The organism is Streptomyces sp. NPDC058650, assembly GCF_042717315.1.
GTDB lineage: Bacteria > Actinomycetota > Actinomycetes > Streptomycetales > Streptomycetaceae > Streptomyces.
Window position 1 is genome coordinate 17,812 of the sequence record NZ_JBHXRL010000035.1, and the last position, 19,172, is coordinate 36,983.

Here is a 19,172-nt window from a genome sequence, read left to right on the forward strand (position 1 = left end):
GGTCAGCAGTCTGTCAGGCGAGGACGACAGCCGGGTCGGCCGGGGCGCACTGGCCCTGGAGCGACTCGTGCATCGGCATGTCCGTCAGGCCGGGGAAGTAGACGTGCAGGCTGACGGCCGGTTCGAGGGAGTCGTTGACGACCTCGTGGACGTACCCCGGCGCGAACACGCGCTGCGCGCCGCCGTCGAGCGTCCGCGCGCCCCTTTCCGTGCGCTCCGTCAACTCGCCCTCCAGGACGGTCAGGACGCCGGAGGAGAGGCCGTGGTCGTGGAGCCCGCTGCCCTGGCCCGGCACCCAGGAGAGCAGCCACACCTCATAGCCGGGGCCGGTGCGGAGCCGGTGGTACCAGCGGGTCGTGGCGTCGTACTCGACGTACGGGGCCCACTGGGAGCGGTCGTCGGCGATGGAGCGCGCGAGCCCGGCGAACTCGGCCACGGTGACGGGGTGGGCGCGCTCGGGCTGGAGGAGGTGCGGGACCTCGAGGATGTCGCCGGCGATCTGAAGGTCGCTGTCCATGTTCATGGGTGGGGAGGTTCCTCAGCAGAAACAGAAGCGGTGGGGGGTCACGGAGAAAGGTGACGCGAGTGACGCGCAGATGACGCTGGGTGACGCTGGAAGGAAGAAGCTGGAGCTCTACGGCATCAACAGCTGGAACAACAACAGCGACAGCGGACCTGGACAGCGCGGCGGAACCCACGGGCGTGGGTCGCGGCGGTCGCGGCGGTCGCTGGCATGCCACCAAAGGTGGCGGGAAGGGGACCCGACTGTCAACCCAATGCCCGATTTGGCGCTAATGTTTCACCTCATCCGGTTACCGTGCCCGGAGAAAGGTTTGTTCACGTGCGGACCAGGAGAGATGGCGCATCAACCGTGCCCGTAAACATGGCGGCGCCCGCGCGGTGAGCCCTGGCTCACTCGTCACTCTCCGTGATCGGAATGTGATCCGGATCGCTTCCATGGCTGGATCGCAACAAGATCCAAGTCTCGGACGTCCTTTCTGGCGAGGGGTCTGCGCGGTACGGCCAGGCCGGTGGCATGTGTCACGTTTTTTGGTGATTTGAACACTTTCCGCATAGGCTTGGTTCCGCAGAGTGAATACGGGGCCCAATAGCAGATCTCGGCTTGACTCGCACAGAGCACGAACTTGTAATTTCACTCGTGTCGTTCGGCCGGGTTCGGCAACGGCCACATCACGGGGACGCACAGAACAGACGAGGGGCGCACATGACCGAGTTGTTCCAGGAACTGCTGGTCGAGGACGCGGACGAGGAACTCGGCTGGCAGGAGCGCGCGCTGTGCGCCCAGACCGATCCCGAGTCCTTCTTCCCCGAGAAGGGCGGCTCGACCCGCGAGGCCAAGAAGGTCTGCCTCGCCTGCGAGGTCCGCTCCGAGTGCCTCGAATACGCCCTGCAGAACGATGAGCGGTTCGGCATCTGGGGCGGCCTCTCCGAGCGCGAGCGACGCCGACTGAAGAAGGCCGCCGTCTGAGCCGCACCCGGCCCCGGGCCACCGGCTCGACCCCGGTCGCGGAACGGCTCCCGAAGCCCTCCGGGCCCCGCGCGCGGAAGCGCGCACACCAGGACATGACGAACGGTCCGCCCCCTGTGCTCTGTCCACAGGCGGCGGACCGTTCTGCGTGCCGCCCCGCGCACAGCCGTTAGTGTGGGCCTCCGTCCGAGACGCACCCCACGCCCCCCGCGGGCGACCCCGGCCGGAGGGCCCGTAGCTCGATGTCCTCAACTCCTGAGTTTCCGCGACACGTCGTCACCGCCGTGCTCGTCACCCACGACGGTGCCCGCTGGCTGCCCGACGCCCTCGCCGGGCTGCTCGCCCAGGAGCGCCCCGTGCAGAACGTGGTCGCCGCCGACACCGGCAGCGCCGACGACTCGGCACGGCTCGTCGCCGACGCCATCGGCGCCGACCGCGTCCTGCACCTCGCGCGCCGCACCGGCTTCGGCACCGCGGTCGAGGAGGCCGCCCGCACGGCCCCCGTCCTGGGACCCGAGGACCTGCCGTACCTGAAGCGCCCCAGCGGCTGGGACCCCGTCAGCCGGACGTGGAACGACGACGCCTACGAGCTCCCCGAACTCCCGCACGGCGAACCGGTCCAGTGGCTCTGGCTCCTGCACGACGACTGCGCCCCCGAGCCCGGCGCCCTCGCCGAACTCCTGCGCGTCGCCGACTCCGACGCGTACGCCGCCGTCGTCGGCCCCAAACTGCGCGGCTGGTACGACCGGAAGCAACTCCTCGAAGTCGGCGTCTCCATCGCCCACAGCGGCCGCCGCTGGACCGGACTCGACCGGCGCGAACAGGACCAGGGCCAGCACGACCAGGTCCGCTCCGTCCTCTCCGTCTCCACCGCCGGCATGCTCGTCCGCCGCGACGTCTTCGAGGAGCTCGGCGGCTTCGACCGCCGCCTGCCCCTCATGCGCGACGACGTCGACCTGTGCTGGCGCGCCCACTCCGCGGGCCACCGCGTCCTCGTCGCTCCCGACGCCGTCCTCCGGCACGCCGAGGCGTCCGCCCGCGAGCGCCGCACCGTCGACTGCGCCGGGCGCACGGCCGCGAGCCCGCACCGCGTCGACAAGGCCGGCGCCGTCTACGCGCTCCTCGCCAACACCCCGGGCCGCGCCCTCCCCTACGTCCTCGTACGACTCGTCCTCAGCACCCTGGTCCGCACCCTCGCCTCGCTCGTCGGCAAGGTCCCCGGCCAGGCCGTCGACGAGGTCACCGGCCTCCTCGCCACCCTCCTGCGGCCCGAGAAGATCCTCGCCGCCCGCAAACGGCGCAAGAACCCGGCCGTCGCGGCGAGCGAGCTCCGCCCGCTCTTCCCGCCGCCCGGCGCGACCGTCCGCGCCGCCGTCGAACAGCTCGCCGCCAACGTCGGCGGCGCGGAAGCCGACTCGGGCGGCTCCCGCCACGGCGTCGTCGAGTCGGGACCCGGCGGCGACGACGCCGACTACCTGGAGATCGAGCAGTTCGCCCGGCTCAAGAAGATCGCCCGCAAGCCCGGTCCGATCCTCTTCGGCCTCCTGCTCCTCGTCTCCCTCGTCGCCTGCCGCAACCTCTTCGCGGGCGGCTCGCTGGCCGGCGGGGCCCTGCTGCCCGCCCCCGACACCGTCTCCGACCTCTGGTCGCGGTACGCCGACGCCTGGCACGCCATCGGCACCGGCGGCACCCAGACCGCCCCGCCCTACCTCGGCGTCCTGGCCGCGCTCTCCGCGCTCTTCCTCGGATCCACGTCCACCGCGCTGACCCTGCTGCTCGTCTGCTCGGTCCCGCTGGCCGGCTTCACCGCGTACTTCGCGGCCCGCCCGATCGTCGAGTCCCGGCTCCTGCGCGCGTGGGGCGCCGTCGCGTACGCGTTCCTGCCCGCCGCCACCGGCGCCCTCGCCGGCGGCCGGCTCGGCACCGCGGTCCTCGCGATCCTGCTCCCGCTGATCGCCCGGGCCGCCGTCGCCGCCCACGGCTTCCACCGGCCCGACCGCGGCAGCTGGCGCGCCACCTGGGCGTACGCCTTCCTGCTCACCTTCGCGACGGCGTTCACCCCGATCGTGTGGCCGCTCGCCGTCCTCCTCGGCCTCGGCGTCCTCGTCGTCCACCGCTCCGACATCACCGCGTACGGACTCCGCTTCCTCGCCGCCGTCGGCACCCCGATCCTCGCCCTCGCGCCCTGGTCGCTCTCCCTGCTCACCGACCCCGCCGCCTTCCTGCGCGAGGCCGGTCTCGACGTCCGTACGGGCACGGCCGGCGCGCTCGACCTGCTCGCGGCGAGCCCCGGCGGCCCCGGCACCACCGGCGGCCTCCTCCTCATCGGCCTCGTCCTCGCGGCCCTCGCCGGCCTCCTGCGCGAGGAGCGCAGGTTCGCCGTCCTCGCCGCCTGGACCGCGGCCCTCGCCGGACTCCTCTTCGCCGTCCTCTCCAACGGCGCGGACGGCACCGGCTGGGCCGGCCCCGCCACCCTCGTCTACGGCGCCGCCCTCATCGCCGCCGGCATGATCGGCGCCGAGGGCGGCCGTACCCGCGTCGCCGCCCACGGCTTCGGCTGGCGCCAGCCCGTCGCCGCCCTCATCGCGCTCGCCTGCGCCGTCGGCCCCGCCGTCGCCGCCGCCGGCTGGATGATCGGCGGCGCCGACGGCCCGCTGACCCGCCGCGACCCGGTCCAGGTCCCGGCCTTCGTCGCCGAGGAGAGCGGCACCAGCGACCGGCCCCGGACCCTCGTCCTCGGCGGCACCTCGCCCGGCGAGGTCACGTACACCCTGGTCCGCGGCTCCGGCGCCCGCCTCGGCGACGGCGAACTCTCCGCCGCCGCCGAGACCGACCCCCGCCTCGACGCGGTCGTCGCCCACCTCGTCGCCGGCTCCGGCGCCGACCAGACCCAGGAACTCAGCGGCTACGCGATCCGCTACGTCCTCGTACGGGACGGGGCGCCGCGCCAGATGAGCCGCGTCCTCGACGCGACCCCCGGCCTCAGCCGTCTCAGCCAGCTCGACGGCAGCGCGCTCTGGCGCGTGGACCGCGAGATCGCCCGGATCATGATCGTCCCGCCGGCCGCGAAGACCGGGGACGCGGCGAAGGCCGACGAGACGACCGGGGCCGCGAAGCCGGTCGCCGTCGCCGCCGGCCCCGTCGAGGCGCACACCGAGATCCCGGCGGGCCCCGCGGGCCGCGTCCTGCGCGTCGCCGACCGCGCCGACGAGGGCTGGACCGCCACCCTCGACGGCAAGGAGCTGACGGGGACCACCGTCGACGGCTGGGCCCAGGGCTTCGAGCTCCCCGCCCAGGGCGGCCGCCTCGACCTCACGTACGACCAGCCGCTCACCCACACCGTGTGGACCTGGACGCAGTTCGGCCTCGCCGTCGTCCTGCTCGTCCTCGCCCTGCCGGGCCGCCGCCGCGAGATCGACGACGACCTGCCCGAGGAGGAGCTCGCGATCCCCGCCCAGGCGACCGACGGCGACGGCCGCCGCGCGCGCCGCCTCCGCGCCGCCGCGGAGGCGGAGGCCGCCGAGGGCGCCGGGACCGGGGCACCGGACCAGGAGCAGAACCCGGCGCCGGTCCCGATCCCGGAGCAGCAGGCGTACGAGGCCCGGGAACCGGCACAGGACCAGGGATGGGACGGCAGCGGGTACGACCCGGCCTACGCCCAGACCGCCCAGGCCGAGGCTCACGAACAGAGCCAGGCCCAGGACCTGACACAGGCCCAGCCCTACGCGGACCAGGGCTACTACCAGGAGTACGCGGCGGACCCGTACCAGCAGCAGCCGTACGCGTACCCCCAGCAGGGCTACGAGCAGCCCCAGCAGCCTCAGCAGCCCCAGCAGTACGCAGACCAGGGCTACGAGCAGCAGCAGTACGACCCGCAGGCGCAGTACGAGCAGCAGCAGCAGCCGCCGCAGCAGCAGCCGTACGACCCGTACGCCTACGGCTACGACTACCCCCAGGGTCACGAGACCGAGCAGCGTCCCGACGGGAGCAGCAACCAGTGAAGCGCACGACCCTCTCCCTGATCGCGGTCACCACGGCCCTCGCCGCCGTCACCGGCTTCGCCACCCTGACCACCCCGGACGCCGCCCCCGCCCCCGTGGCCAAGGCCCCCACCCGGCTGCCCGTGCAGCGCGCGGGCCTCGTCTGCCCGGCCCCGAGCACCTCCGAGGTGGCCGAGACCGTCTACACCTCGTACACCCCGGCAGGCACGGCGGGCACGGCCGCGGCGGGCACGACGGCGGGCACCTCCGCCACGGCGGAGCAGCCCACGGCCCAGCTGAGGGCGGCGGCGAGCGGGGCGACCCGCGGCGGCGGCTCGGGCGGTGGCAAGAAGTCCAAGGCCCCGAAGGCCCCCGCCACCGTCACCGCCCCCGGCAAGCCCGTGACCGCCGAGGCGAACGGCGGCTCCGCGCCCGCCCTCACCGGCACGGCGACCGGCACCCTGGCCCCCGGCTGGACCGTCCAGCAGACCACCGCCGTCACGGCGGGCGGTGCCCGCGGCCTCCTCGGCGTCACCTGCGGCGCCCCCGACACCGATTTCTGGTTCCCGGCGGCCTCCACGGCCAAGGAGCGCCAGGACTACGTCCACCTCACCAACCCGGACGACACGGCCGCCGTCGCCGACATCGAGCTGTACGGCCCCGAGGGCGTCCTCAAGTCCCAGTTCACCGAGGGCATCCCCGTGCCTGCCCGCTCCACGGTCCCGGTCCTCCTCTCCACCCTCACCGGCACGGCCGCCCAGCGGGACGTCACCGTCCACGTCACCACCCGCAGCGGACGCGTCGGCGCCGCCATCGGCGCGGCCGACGACAAGCTCGGCAGCGACTGGCTCGCCGCCGCGGCCGACCCGGCGACCAGCGCCGTGCTCCCCGGCATCCCGGCCGACGCCACCTCCGTACGGCTCGTGGCGTTCGTCCCCGGCGCCGACGACGCCGACCTCAAGATCCAGCTGGCCACCCCGACGGGCACGATCGTCCCCGCGGGCGCCGGCACCCTGCACGTGAAGTCCGGGATGACGGCCTCCGTCGACCTGCCGGACCTCACCCGGGGCCAGGCGGGTTCCCTGCTGCTCACCCCGAGCGACCCGAAGAAGGCGACCCCGGTGGTGGCCGCCCTCCAGGTCGTCCGCGGCAAGGGCGAGAGCACCGAGATCGCCTTCATCCCGGCGACCGCGGCGATCTCCGCCCGCGCGACGGTCGCCGACAACCGCGCCAAGGTGTCGACGCTCGCCCTCACGGCGACCGGCGCCGACGCCCAGGTCAAGGTCACGGCCTCGGCTGGCTCGCGAGCGGGCACTCCGGTGTCGAGGACGGTCACGGTCAAGGCGGGGACGACGACGGCCCTGACCGACCTGGTCCCCGAGGGCCTCAAGGGCGCCTACGCGCTGACCGTGGAACCGGTCTCGGGCGGCAAGGTGCACGCCTCACGGACGCTGGCGGTGCCGGAGGACGGCGTCAAGATGTTCACGATCCAGCCGCTCGCCGACGACCGGGGCACGGTCGAGGTCCCGTCGGCGCGCCAGGACCTCAAGGTCCTCGAAGACTGAGCGGGGCGGGACAGCCCCCGTAAGAGTGGTTCCGCCACCCTTACGGGGCCTTCCCGCACCGGGGTCAGCCCTTCCCGCACCGTGGGCGGTTCTGCCCGTCCGGGGGTCAGTCCTGCCCGTACCGGGGGTCGACCGACTCGGGGGAGAGCCCGAGGAGCTCGGCGACCTGCTCCACGACCACCTCGTGGACGAGGAGCGCGCGCTCGTCGCGGCTCTTCGAGCGGATCTCGACCGGCCGCCGGTAGACGACGACCCGGGCGGGCTCGCCCTTGTCGGCGGGCGCCGAACCGCCCAGCGGCACCGTCTCGCCCGGCACGGGCGGCGGCACCTCCATCACGAGGAACTCGATGTCCGCCAGCTGCGGCCAGTGCCGTTCGAGGCGCTCGACCGAATCCAGCACCAGATCGCGGAAGGTGTCGGACCGGCTCGTGGAGAGCGGCACCTGGGGCGGCGCGACCGGCCCCCGCATCCCGCGCCCGTGACGGTCGCGGCGGCGGACCCGAGGCTCCGCCGGGGGCTCCGTGGAGGGGTGCGAGGGGTTCGGCGGCACAGGACTGTCCATCACTGACGCAGCGTAACCCTCCTCGGTGTTTCCGCACCGGGGCGGATCCTCGCCACATTCCCGCGCCCCACCGCCCCAGCTGTCGAAACCTGAACATTCCGGCCGCCCACGCGCCCGAATCGGCAGCGTGTCGCGATCGGCCATCTGGCCCTGGTTGACCGGATTTGTATCCCCGACTGTCCGGATCGCCTCCTGCCCCCACCGCCGTACGCCCCCTCCCGCGCAGGTCAGCACCGCCGGGACACGAAGACGGGTGTCGGAGGTCACAGCGCGACACGGGCGAGTGACCTGAGGGAGAGTCGTCGCGGCCCGGTCAAGAGTGCGGTACCGTCCAACGTCGTGAGCCCTGTACGTCGCTGTTCGCGCACCGCGTGCGGCCGCCCTGCCGTCGCGACACTGACGTACGTCTATGCCGACTCGACTGCGGTCCTCGGCCCGCTCGCCACCTACGCCGAGCCCCACTGCTACGACCTGTGCGCCCAGCACAGCGAGCGCCTCACCGCGCCGCGCGGCTGGGAGGTGGTGCGGCTCACCGACGGTTCCGCCCCGGCCCGCCCCAGCGGCGACGACCTCGAAGCCCTGGCCAACGCGGTACGGGAGGCGGCCCGCCCCCACGAGCGCACGGCCGAGGCCGGCGGCAAGGGCGGCGGAGGCCGTGGCGGAGACCCCATGGAGGTCGGCCGCCGAGGGCACCTCAGGGTGCTCCGTTCCCCCGACAACTGACGCCAACCGGCCACCGTCCGCGTACCCCCGATCCTCTCCGGGTAGTTTTGGCGTTCCTACACGCGCCGCACACGCGTGCCGAGAACTCAGGAGGGTGATCCGTGACTGCCGATCTGTCGCAGATCGTGAAGGCGTACGACGTCCGCGGAGTGGTACCGGACCAGTGGGACGAGGAGCTCGCGGAGCTCTTCGGCGCCGCCTTCGTACGGGTGACGGACGCGGACGCGATCGTCGTCGGGCACGACATGCGGCCCTCGTCGCCCGGCCTCTCGAACGCCTTCGCGCGTGGCGCGGCCCGCCTCGGCGCCGATGTCACCCTCATCGGGCTCTGCTCCACCGACCAGCTGTACTTCGCCTCGGGCAGCCTCGGCCTGCCGGGCGCGATGTTCACGGCCTCCCACAACCCGGCCCAGTACAACGGCATCAAGATGTGCCGCGCGGGCGCGGCCCCCGTGGGCCAGGACACCGGCCTCGCCGACATCCGCGCCCTCGCCGAGGAGTGGACGGAGACGGGCGCCCCCGAGGCGGCCGCCACCGCCGGCACCATCACCGAGCGCGAGACCCTCGACGACTACGCCGCCCACCTCAGGGGCCTGGTCGACCTCACCGGGATCCGCCCGCTGAAGGTCGTCGTCGACGCGGGCAACGGCATGGGCGGCCACACCGTCCCCACGGTCTTCGAGGGCCTCCCGCTCGACACCGTCCCCATGTACTTCGAGCTCGACGGCACCTTCCCGAACCACGAGGCCAACCCCCTCGACCCGAAGAACATCGTCGACCTCCAGGCCCGCGTCCTCGCCGAGGGCGCCGACCTCGGCCTCGCCTTCGACGGCGACGCCGACCGCTGCTTCGTCGTCGACGAGCGCGGCGAGCCGGTCAACCCGTCCGCGATCACGGCCCTCGTCGCCGCCCGCGAGCTCGCCAAGAACCCCGGCGGAACGATCATCCACAACCTGATCACCTCCTGGTCCGTGCCCGAGGTCGTCCGCGAGAACGGCGGCGCCCCCGTCCGCACCCGCGTCGGCCACTCCTTCATCAAGGAGGAGATGGCGAAGACCGGCGCCATCTTCGGCGGCGAGCACTCGGCGCACTACTACTTCAAGGACTTCTGGAACGCGGACACGGGCATGCTCGCCGCGCTCCACGTCCTCGCGGCCCTCGGCGGCCAGGAGGGCACCCTCTCCGACCTGGTCTCCGCCTACGACCGCTACGCCTCGTCGGGCGAGATCAACTCCACGGTCGCCGACCAGCGGGCCAGCACCGCGAAGGTCAAGGCGACGTACGCCGCCGTGGACGGGGTCACCTTCGACGACCTCGACGGCCTCACGGTCACCGCCGCCGACTGGTGGTTCAACCTCCGCGCCTCCAACACCGAGCCGCTGCTCCGCCTCAACGTCGAGGCCCGCGACGAGGCCACCATGACCAAGATCCGCGACGAGGTCCTGGCCCTGGTCCGCGCGACCGGCTGACACCACCCCGCCGGGGGTACGGGAGGACCGGCCGCCGAGCCGCGCCCCCCGCCCCCCGTCCCCCGGCGGTAGGCTGACCTGGCCCGAAGGGCAGCACCATCACCGTTTGTTCGAAGGGACACCCCATGCCGCTCGAAGCCGGCCTCCTGGAGATCCTGGCCTGCCCCGCGTGCCACGCTCCGCTGAACGACCGCACGGCGGACGAGACCCCCGAACTGGTCTGCACCGGCACGGACTGCGGCCTCGCGTACCCGGTCCGCGACGGCATCCCGGTCCTCCTCACCGACGAGGCCCGCCGCCCCGCCTGACCCACCGGTGCTCCCCGCCCCGAGCCCCGCGACACCCGGCCCCGGAACACGCCAGACACCCCGGGGCCCGGGCCGCGGAACGACGCCCCGGAACACGAGCCACCTCACGGCGGCCCACGGCGCGCCGCCCCGGTCCGAAGGACGCACCACGCCGCCGCCCGGCCGGGGCCGCCCCGAGCCCGCCGCATCTCGCGGGGGCGGCGCAGCAGCCGGGGTGCTCGCCCACACCGCCCACCAGCACCGCGCGGCACCTCCACGCGACACGCCCCGGGCCACCGCCCCGGGGGCGCCCCGAGACGCGGCCTGCCCCGACCCACCCGGGCATGCGCACCATCTCGGAGAGCCCTGCGCTCACCTCGCCGCGCGGGGTCCCGCAGCGGCAGCCGGCGGCGAGTGCCCGCCCGGTCGCCGTGCCACGACCGGAGCCGACGGGCAGCCCGAGCCACGACCCCGCAGCCTCGCCGGCATCCCCGGAGGGTTCACCGCCGACGGCGGGCACCACCCACCGGAGGGCCCGCACCTCTGTCATCTCAGCCGCACGAGCGGTGCGGGTGGGAAGAAAAGAAGCCCTGCCGAAGGCAGGGCTCACCAGGCACCACCGCCCGCACGGCTTCCGCACCCGCCACCACCGCCCGCAAACACCCCGCACCCACCCGGGAGGCACCGCCACATGCTCGACGAGACTCTCCTCGACGCACCGGACGCCCTCGCCCTGGCCGACCGCCGAGGCCTCCTCCGCGGCGCCGCCGAAGCAGGCGCCCGGGTGCGGACAGCCGCCCGCCACGCCAGCGAGGCGGGCATCGCCGACCTGCACCCCGAGGGCCGTCCCCGCGCGGTCCTTGTCGCGGGCCCCGGCACCGCCGCCGCGGGCGTCGCGGACCTGATCGGCGCCCTCGCGGGAGCCTCCGCCCCCGTCGTACGGCTCCAGCCGACCGGCGTTGCCCCCGCCGCGGGCGCCCTGCGCTGGGCCCTGCCCGGCTGGGCGGGCTCGGTGGACCTGCTCCTGCTGCCCACCACCGACGGCTCGGAACCCGGCCTCGCGCTCCTCGCCGAACAGGCGTACCGCCGCGGCATCACGGTCGTCGCCGTCGCCCCCATGGCCTCCCCGCTCGCCGAGACGGTCGGCGGCTCGCACGGCCTGTTCGTCCCGATGGCGACCGCCCCGAACGAGTCGCCCGACGAGTACGCGGAGAGCCTCGCCGCGAGCCCCGGCGGCCTGTGGGCCCTGTTCACCCCGCTCCTCGCCCTCCTCGACCGCGTCGGTCTGGTCGACGCCCCGCCGGACGTCCTGGAGAAGGTCGCCGACCGGCTCGACCGGACGGCCGAGCGTTGCGGCCCGGCCGTCGCCACGTACAGCAACCCGGCCAAGACGCTCGCGGCCGAGCTGGCCGACTCGCTCCCGCTGATCTGGACCGAGGGCCCCGCGGCGGGCCCCGCCGGCCGCCGCTTCGCGAGCGTCCTGGCCGAGCTCGCGGGCCTGCCCGCGCTCGCCGCGGAACTCCCCGAGGCCCTGCCCGCGCACGGCGTGCTGCTCTCCGGCGACTACGCGGCGGGCGCGGACCCCGACGACTTCTTCCGCGACAGGGTCGATGAGCCGCAGGCGCTGCGCGCGAGGGTCGTCCTGCTGCGCGACAGACCGGCCGACGGCCTGACCGCCGCCCCGGCGGCGAGGGAGCTGGCCCTCGGTCACGGGACGGCCATCAGCGAACTGGAACCCGAGGAGGGCGGCGACCTCGAATCCCTGGCCGAACTGCTCGCGGTGACCGACTTCGCGGCGGTCTACCTCGCCCTGGCGACCCCGGGCCGCCCGGACCACGGGCACTGACCCACCGCGTCCATCACGCTGTCACCACCCCGACCCCCACCACGTCACCCACCCGTCACCCGCCCCCTGTCACCTGTCACCCGACACCCCTCACCATCCGTCACCACCCCGAGGAGCTGGCAGGCACCATGGACCGCCTCGTCAACACCGTCCGCCCCTACGCCTGGGGGTCCCCGACGGCCATCCCCGAACTGCTCGGCGTCGCCCCCACCGGCGAACCCCAGGCCGAGATGTGGATGGGCGCCCACCCCGGCGCCCCCTCCCGCACCGAGCGCGGCCCGCTCAACGAGCTCATCGCCGCCGACCCCGTACGCGAACTGGGGGAGCCCTCCGTCGCGAAGTTCGGCCCGCGCCTCCCCTTCCTGCTCAAGGTGCTCGCCGCAGGCGCCCCGCTCTCCCTCCAGGTCCACCCCGACCTGGCCCAGGCCCGCGCGGGCTTCGCAGCCGAGGAGGCCGCCGGCATCCCCGTCGACGCCCCGCACCGCATGTACAAGGACGCGAACCACAAGCCCGAACTGATCTGCGCCCTCACCCCCTTCGAGGGACTCTGCGGCTTCCGCGCCCCGACCGAGGCCGCCGACCTCATCGCCGCGCTGGGCGTCGACTCCCTCAAGCCGTACGTGGACCTCCTCCACGCCCACCCCGAAGAGGCGGCGCTCCGCGAGGTCCTGACCGCCCTGCTGACGGCCGACCGCGAGGAGATGGCGCACACCGTCGCCGAGGCGGCGGCCGCCGCGGACCGCCTGGGCGGCGCCCACGCCCCGTTCGCGGCCCTCGCCCACCACTACCCGAGCGACCCCGGCGTCATCGCCGCGATGCTGCTCAACCACGTCCTGCTCCAGCCGGGCGAGGCGCTCTACCTGGGCGCGGGCGTACCGCACGCCTACCTCGACGGCATGGGCGTCGAGATCATGGCCAACTCCGACAACGTGCTGCGCTGCGGACTCACCCCCAAGCACGTCGACGTCCCCGAACTCCTGCGGGTCGTCCGCTTCGAGCCGAACGACGCCGGCGTCCTGCGCCCCGAGGCCTCCCCGTCCGGGGAGGAGGTCTACGACACCCCGATCGACGAGTTCCGCCTCTCCCGTTTCGTACGGGCGGAGGACGCCGCCCCGACCGACGTCACCGCCCCCACGCCACAGATCCTGCTCGCCGTCGCGGGCCGCCCGAAGGCCGGCGAGGTCACCCTCGAACCTGGCCGGTCCGTCTTCGTACCGGCGGGCGAGACCACCGAACTCTCCGGTGAGGGAACGGTCTTTCGCGCGACCGTCGTGGCCTGACCGCCGTGGCCTGATGCGAGAATGACCGGCCGAACCGCGGCGACAGAGCCGGAGCACCGACGAAGGGACCTCGTACACCCATGAGCGCGTCAGGCGGAACCAAGGCGATCGTGGCGGCACTCGCCGCAAATCTCGCGATCGCCGTAGCCAAGTTCGTGGCGTTCCTCTTCAGTGGGTCGTCCTCGATGCTCGCCGAGAGCGTGCACTCGCTCGCCGACTCGGGCAACCAGGGCCTGCTGCTCCTCGGCGGTAAGAAGGCCAAGCGCGAGGCGACCCCGCAGCACCCCTTCGGCTACGGCCGCGAGCGCTACATCTATGCCTTCCTCGTCTCCATCGTGCTCTTCTCCGTCGGTGGCATGTTCGCCATCTACGAGGGCTACGAGAAGATCAAGGATCCGCACGCCATCAAGGCCTGGTACTGGCCGGTCGGCGTCCTCGTCTTCGCGATCATCGCCGAGTCCTTCTCCTTCCGGACCGCGATCAAGGAGTCGAACGCGGTCCGCGGCGGCCTCTCCTGGACGCAGTTCGTCCGCCGGGCGAAGGCCCCCGAACTCCCCGTCGTCCTCCTGGAGGACCTCGGCGCCCTCGTCGGTCTGGTGCTCGCCCTCGCCGGCGTCGGCCTCGCCCTCGGCACCGGCAACGGCGTCTGGGACGGCATCGGCACCCTCTGCATCGGCGTCCTGCTCATCGTGATCGCGATCGTGCTCGCCGCCGAGACCAAGTCGCTCCTCCTCGGCGAGTCCGCCGGTGTCGACGACGTCAAGAACATCGAGGCGGCGGTCGTCGACGGCGACACCGTCACCCGCCTCATCCACATGCGCACGCTCCACCTCGGCCCCGAGGAGCTGCTCGTCGCGGCCAAGATCGCGGTCCGGCACGACGACACGGCGACCGAGGTCGCGAACGCCATCAACGCGGCCGAGGAGCGCATCCGCGCGGCGGTCCCGATCGCCAGGGTGATCTACCTGGAGCCGGACATCTACAGCGAGACCGCGGCCTCGCCGGGCGAGAACCCGGCCAAGGCACCGGGCGGCTCCGCCCACTGACCCACCACGGCGAGGCCACCGGCCCCGCCACCACCACCAGGCCCCCGCGACCTCCAGGTCCCGGGGGCCTGCTGCACTCGGCACGGCTCATCGAGTGGATCAAGCCAGAACGGGCCACCGCTGGCCAGAACTGACGTGACCCGGCCCGAACTGCCTCCGATGCGGACTGTGGACGGCCGCACCTCTCGGTGTAGATTCGAGATCAGCCAGACGTCGCTGCTGATGGCGGTCGGGCGGTCCAGCGGACCGGCCGAGGGAGAGAGGGCCTCCGACGACGGCACCGTGGAACGCCCGGGCATTCGTGTGCCCAGGGCCCTCCCGTGGTGCCCGGCGCCCCAACCGACCCTCGCACTCCCACCACACGAGGAGCAGCACAGTCATGACGACTGCCGCCCATCAGGACTTCAAGGTCGCCGACCTCTCCCTGGCCGTCTTCGGCCGCAAGGAGATCACCCTCGCCGAGCACGAGATGCCCGGTCTGATGTCGATCCGCCGCGAGTACGCCGAGCAGCAGCCGCTCGCCGGCGCCCGCGTCACCGGCTCCCTGCACATGACCGTGCAGACTGCCGTCCTCATCGAGACGCTCGTCGCGCTGGGCGCCGAGGTCCGCTGGGCCTCCTGCAACATCTTCTCCACCCAGGACCACGCCGCCGCGGCCATCGCCGTCGGCCCGAACGGCACCCCGGAGAACCCGCAGGGCGTCCCGGTCTTCGCCTGGAAGGGCGAGACCCTGGAGGAGTACTGGTGGTGCACCGAGCAGGCCCTCACCTGGCCGAACACGCCCACCGGCGGCCCGAACATGATCCTCGACGACGGTGGTGACGCCACCCTCCTCGTCCACAAGGGCGTCGAGTTCGAGAAGGCCGGCTCCGCTCCGGACCCGTCCACCGCGGACAGCGAGGAGTACGGCTACATCCTCCGTCTCCTCAACCGCACCCTCACCGAGAACCCGCAGAAGTGGACCCAGCTGGCGTCCGAGATCCGCGGCGTGACGGAGGAGACCACGACGGGCGTCCACCGCCTGTACGAGATGCACCGCGAGGGCGCCCTGCTCTTCCCGGCGATCAACGTGAACGACGCCGTGACGAAGTCGAAGTTCGACAACAAGTACGGCTGCCGCCACTCCCTCATCGACGGCATCAACCGCGCCACCGACGTCCTCATCGGCGGCAAGACCGCCGTCGTCTGCGGCTACGGAGACGTCGGCAAGGGCTGCGCCGAGTCCCTCCGCGGCCAGGGCGCGCGCGTCATCATCACCGAGATCGACCCGATCTGCGCGCTCCAGGCGGCCATGGACGGCTACCAGGTCACGACCCTGGACGACGTCGTCGAGACGGCCGACATCTTCATCACGACCACGGGCAACAAGGACATCATCATGGCCGCCGACATGGCCAAGATGAAGCACCAGGCCATCGTCGGCAACATCGGCCACTTCGACAACGAGATCGACATGGCCGGCCTCGCCAACACCCCGGGCGTCGTCAAGGACGAGGTCAAGCCGCAGGTCCACACCTGGACCTACCCCGACGGCAAGGTCCTCATCGTCCTCTCCGAGGGCCGCCTGCTGAACCTCGGCAACGCGACGGGCCACCCCTCCTTCGTCATGTCGAACTCCTTCGCGGACCAGACCCTGGCCCAGATCGAGCTCTTCACGAAGCCGGAGGAGTACCCGACCGACGTCTACACGCTGCCGAAGCACCTCGACGAGAAGGTCGCCCGTCTCCACCTCGACGCCCTCGGCGTCAAGCTGACGACCCTCCGCCCGGAGCAGGCCTCCTACATCGGCGTCCAGGTCGACGGTCCCTTCAAGCCGGACCACTACCGCTACTGATGCCCCGGCCGGCGGCGCCCGCGCGCTGACGCGACGCCGTCCCGGACACCCGTAGAGGATTCAGGCAGGCCCCCCGCACCCCCGTGTCGGGGGGTCTGCCCCGTCCAGCCCTCACTACCGCTCCTGGAAGCGCACCCTCCCGAGGACCGATCCATGCCCCGCGGCCGATATTCGCTCCATGACCCGCACGACCACACCCCCCTCGGTGAAGAACACTTCCACTGCGCCCCCGGCCCGTCCGGCTGGCGCTACGTCTCCCAGACCCTCACCCCCTCCGGCGACCACCTCGGCTCAGTCGACCTGGCCGTCGACGAACTGGGCCGCCCCCTCCGCCTCGAACTCAACGCCGCGAGCTGGCAGGTCCGCGGCGCGGCCCTCGACGGCGTCACCTGGGTCCGCACGGACCCCACCGGCACCCACGCCACCGAAGGCAATGTGCGCGCCCACGCCTTCACCGGCACGTCCCCGGCGTTCCTCGTCGCGATCACGCGACTGCTGAGACTCACCCCCGAGTCCCCCGAGACCCGCCTCAGGCTCGTCGCCTTCACGGATCCGGTGCTCGCTCCCCTCACGGTCGACCAGTCCTGGGCCCTGCTGAAGAGTGAAGCGCACGCCACTGACAACGGCCCCCTGATCGTCGACGAGTACCAGGTCAGCACCCTCGACACGGGGGAGCGGCACACCGTCCACATCGCCGGCGACGTGGTCCTCGCCGCCCCCGGCATCGAACTGGAAGCCCTGGAAACGCCGCCCTCGGTCTTCCCCTGACCGTCAGGCGGGCGGAGCGAACCCGGTGGCCCGAGGCCCGCCCTCCTCACCCACCGCACCGGCCGCCGGGACGACGGGCGCCACGACGACCGGAGCGACGACAGGAGCAGCCGGCAGGCCCTCCACCGAGGACGGTGCGAACGCCCGCCGGGAATCCCGCGCCTGCCGCTCGGCGACGACCCCCGCCAGAAAGGCGTCGGCCGGTACCCCCGGCGGCGGAGGCGTCCCGGTCAGCGCCACCAGCTCGTCGGCCAGGCGCTCAGCGAGCCGCCGCCCCACGAACGGGTCCAGCTCACGCGCCCGCGTCAGGTACTGACGTATCTCCAGCCACAACCCCTCCGGCACCGACGACAGATCGAGCCCGGCGAACCGCCCCACCAGCCACGGCGGCGGCGGAGGCACAGCCGGCGCCCGCGCGGCGGGTATGCGCTCCCGGACGACCAAGGTCCCCGCGAACACGTCCCCGACCCGCCGCCCCCGCTCGGACACGAGCGAGGCGATACAGGCGATCACCCCGAAGGTCATCAGGATCTCCACGACCCCCATCGCCCCCCGGACCAGCGCGTGCCGGAACCGGATCGGCCCCCCGTCGTCCCGCACGACCCGCAGCCCACAGGCGAGCTTCCCCAGCGACCGCCCGTGCGACAGCGTCTCCACCGCGATCGGCGCCCCCACCAGCACCAGCAGAAAACAGGCGATCGAAACGGCCGTCGCCGCAGCCTCGTCCAAGGACGCCGTCGCCAGGGCAAGCCCGATCATGACCAGCAGATACACGGCCCACACGACGACGAGATCGATGAGCACCGCCAACGCCCGGCTCGGCAGCCGCGCCGGCTGCAACCCCAGAACGACGGCGTCCCCCGTCACCACGCCACTCACGGGCGCCCACCTCTCCCCGACTCTCCGAGACTCTCCGAACGCCAGTCTGCCAAGCTGATCCGCAGCGCGCCGCAGTAGTACGGACCTGTCCGCAGCAAGTGCCTGGAGCAGCAGCCGATCATGGACCTCGACGTCTACGTCACCGCCCACCGCGCCGAGTGGGAACGCCTGGACCTCCTCCTGCGCAGGGGCGGCAAGCTCACGGGCGCCGAAGCCGACGAACTCGTCTCCCTCTACCAGCGCACGGCAACGCACCTCTCCCTCGTCCAGTCCACAGCCCCCGACCCCCAGCTCACGGCCCGCCTGACCCAGCTCGTCGCCAGGGCCCGCGCCACCGTCACCGGCACCCGCCGCTCCTCCTGGCGCGACGCGGCCCGCTTCCTCACCGCCGGCTTCCCCGCGGCCGTCTACCGCTCCCGCCACTGGTGGATCCCGACAGCACTCCTCTCCACCCTGCTGGCCGTTCTCATCGGCTGGTGGATCGGTACGCACCCGGAGGTCCAGTCCTCGATCGGCGCCCCCACGGAGCTCCGAGAGATGACCCGCCCCGGCGGCCAGTACGAGACGTACTACTCCAGCCACCCGGCGGCGTCCTTCGCGGCCCAGGTCTGGACGAACAACGCCCAGGCCGCCGCCATGTGCCTGGTCCTGGGCGCGTTCCTCGGCATCCCGGTGCTGGGGATCCTCTTCCTCAACATGCTGAACCTCGGCGTCGGCATCGGCCTCATGTCCTCCGCGGGCCGCCTCGACGTCTTCCTGGGCCTGATCCTTCCCCACGGCCTGCTCGAACTGACGGCGGTCTTCGTCGCCGCCGGCACGGGCCTCCGCCTCGGCTGGACCGTCATCGACCCGGGCCCCACCACCCGCCGCGCCGCCCTGGCGGAGCAAGGCCGCGCGGCGGTCGGCATGGCCATCGGCCTGGCCCTCGTCCTCTTCGTCTCGGGCCTGATCGAAGGCTTCGTCACGCCCTCGGGCCTGCCGACCTGGGCCCGCGTCGCCATCGGCATCGCAGCTGAACTGGCCTTCCTCGCCTACGTCTACATCCTGGGCGGCCGTGCCTCCCGCGCCGGCGCCACGGGCGACGTCGAGGAACCCGACCGCAGCGCGGCCCTCCCCACCGCAGCCTGATGTGCGGACCACCCCGCTGACCTGCTAGCCTCCTCCGGTGCCCACAAAAGCCGTTGACACGGTGGCTGTGGGGAGGTAGATTTAAACGGTTGCCTGGAACTGGACAGTTCGGCAGCAACCGAGTAGAGTCTTACTCACTCCGGTCGGGAATTCTTTTCCACGGAGTCACTCCGATTCTCATTCGAATCACGAAAGCCACCGATTAGGTCGGCCGAAATGAATCTGATAAAGTCGGAATCGCCGAAAGGCCCCCGGAGTGAAAACAAAAGGGACCGGAAAGCACCGAGGAAATCGGATCGGAAAGATCTGATAGAGT

The 19,172-nt window shown here is 72.8% G+C and carries 15 protein-coding genes; 12 read left to right on the forward strand and 3 right to left on the reverse strand.

Going from position 1 to position 19,172, the window contains the following annotated elements; genetic code table 11:
* Positions 1-13: 13 nt before the first annotated feature.
* Positions 14-523 (reverse strand): cysteine dioxygenase, encoded by a 510-nt coding sequence (locus tag ACFWWU_RS36305; RefSeq protein WP_384153158.1) that lies wholly within the window; start codon positions 521-523, stop codon positions 14-16.
* A 702-nt stretch (positions 524-1,225) separates the two neighbouring features.
* Here ACFWWU_RS36305 and ACFWWU_RS36310 point away from each other — a divergent pair.
* The 3 genes from ACFWWU_RS36310 to ACFWWU_RS36320 all read left to right on the forward strand — a co-directional run bounded on the left by ACFWWU_RS36310 (position 1,226) and on the right by ACFWWU_RS36320 (position 7,034).
* The gene (locus tag ACFWWU_RS36310) at positions 1,226-1,489 is read left to right on the forward strand and encodes a WhiB family transcriptional regulator (protein WP_015033978.1); all 264 of its coding nucleotides are present in this window, start codon (positions 1,226-1,228) and stop codon (positions 1,487-1,489) included.
* A gap of 242 nt (positions 1,490-1,731) precedes the next feature.
* A complete protein-coding gene (locus tag ACFWWU_RS36315; protein WP_384153161.1) occupies positions 1,732-5,490 on the forward strand; it encodes a glycosyltransferase in 3,759 nt (1,252 codons plus the stop codon).
* Positions 5,487-7,034 carry a DUF5719 family protein gene (locus ACFWWU_RS36320; RefSeq protein ID WP_384153164.1) on the forward strand — a complete coding sequence of 516 codons (1,548 nt, stop codon included), beginning with the start codon at positions 5,487-5,489 and terminating at the stop codon, positions 7,032-7,034. The genes ACFWWU_RS36315 and ACFWWU_RS36320 overlap by 4 nt, the downstream gene beginning before the upstream one ends.
* 106 nt (positions 7,035-7,140) lie before the next feature.
* On the opposite strand, the gene ACFWWU_RS36325 is transcribed toward ACFWWU_RS36320, so the two are convergent.
* Positions 7,141-7,596: a metallopeptidase family protein gene (locus ACFWWU_RS36325; protein ID WP_329625681.1), complete on the reverse strand. Its 456-nt coding sequence runs from the start codon at positions 7,594-7,596 to the stop codon at positions 7,141-7,143.
* 288 nt (positions 7,597-7,884) lie between these two features.
* On the opposite strand from ACFWWU_RS36325, the gene ACFWWU_RS36330 reads away from it, so the two are divergent.
* The 8 genes from ACFWWU_RS36330 to ACFWWU_RS36365 all read left to right on the forward strand — a co-directional run bounded on the left by ACFWWU_RS36330 (position 7,885) and on the right by ACFWWU_RS36365 (position 16,849).
* Positions 7,885-8,319 carry a DUF3499 domain-containing protein gene (locus ACFWWU_RS36330; protein ID WP_317601886.1) on the forward strand — a complete coding sequence of 145 codons (435 nt, stop codon included), beginning with the start codon at positions 7,885-7,887 and terminating at the stop codon, positions 8,317-8,319.
* Positions 8,320-8,420: 101 nt separating this feature from the next.
* Positions 8,421-9,788, forward strand: a complete 1,368-nt coding sequence (locus ACFWWU_RS36335) for a phosphomannomutase/phosphoglucomutase (RefSeq protein WP_384153168.1) — start codon at positions 8,421-8,423, stop codon at positions 9,786-9,788.
* 125 nt (positions 9,789-9,913) lie between these two features.
* Positions 9,914-10,096 carry a Trm112 family protein gene (locus ACFWWU_RS36340; RefSeq protein WP_030221689.1) on the forward strand — a complete coding sequence of 61 codons (183 nt, stop codon included), beginning with the start codon at positions 9,914-9,916 and terminating at the stop codon, positions 10,094-10,096.
* 670 nt (positions 10,097-10,766) lie between these two features.
* Entirely contained in the window at positions 10,767-11,921 is a 1,155-nt protein-coding gene (locus ACFWWU_RS36345; protein ID WP_384153172.1) for an SIS domain-containing protein, read from the forward strand.
* Between the two features lie 128 nt (positions 11,922-12,049).
* Positions 12,050-13,201, forward strand: coding sequence for a mannose-6-phosphate isomerase, class I (gene manA / locus ACFWWU_RS36350; RefSeq protein ID WP_384153175.1), 1,152 nt, complete (start codon positions 12,050-12,052; stop codon positions 13,199-13,201).
* A gap of 80 nt (positions 13,202-13,281) precedes the next feature.
* Positions 13,282-14,247, forward strand: coding sequence for a cation diffusion facilitator family transporter (locus tag ACFWWU_RS36355; protein ID WP_384153178.1), 966 nt, complete (start codon positions 13,282-13,284; stop codon positions 14,245-14,247).
* Positions 14,248-14,626: 379 nt separating this feature from the next.
* Complete coding sequence (gene ahcY / locus ACFWWU_RS36360; protein WP_384153181.1) at positions 14,627-16,081, forward strand: adenosylhomocysteinase; 1,455 nt, start codon at positions 14,627-14,629, stop codon at positions 16,079-16,081.
* A gap of 153 nt (positions 16,082-16,234) precedes the next feature.
* Positions 16,235-16,849, forward strand: a complete 615-nt coding sequence (locus tag ACFWWU_RS36365) for a hypothetical protein (protein WP_384153184.1) — start codon at positions 16,235-16,237, stop codon at positions 16,847-16,849.
* A 3-nt stretch (positions 16,850-16,852) separates the two neighbouring features.
* On the opposite strand, the gene ACFWWU_RS36370 is transcribed toward ACFWWU_RS36365, so the two are convergent.
* On the reverse strand, positions 16,853-17,728 hold the full coding sequence (locus ACFWWU_RS36370; protein WP_384153187.1) for an RDD family protein: 876 nt from the start codon (positions 17,726-17,728) through the stop codon (positions 16,853-16,855).
* A gap of 120 nt (positions 17,729-17,848) precedes the next feature.
* Here ACFWWU_RS36370 and ACFWWU_RS36375 point away from each other — a divergent pair, with 120 nt between their 5' ends.
* Positions 17,849-18,856 (forward strand): stage II sporulation protein M, encoded by a 1,008-nt coding sequence (locus tag ACFWWU_RS36375; RefSeq protein WP_384153190.1) that lies wholly within the window; start codon positions 17,849-17,851, stop codon positions 18,854-18,856.
* The last annotated feature ends 316 nt before the right edge of the window (positions 18,857-19,172 follow it).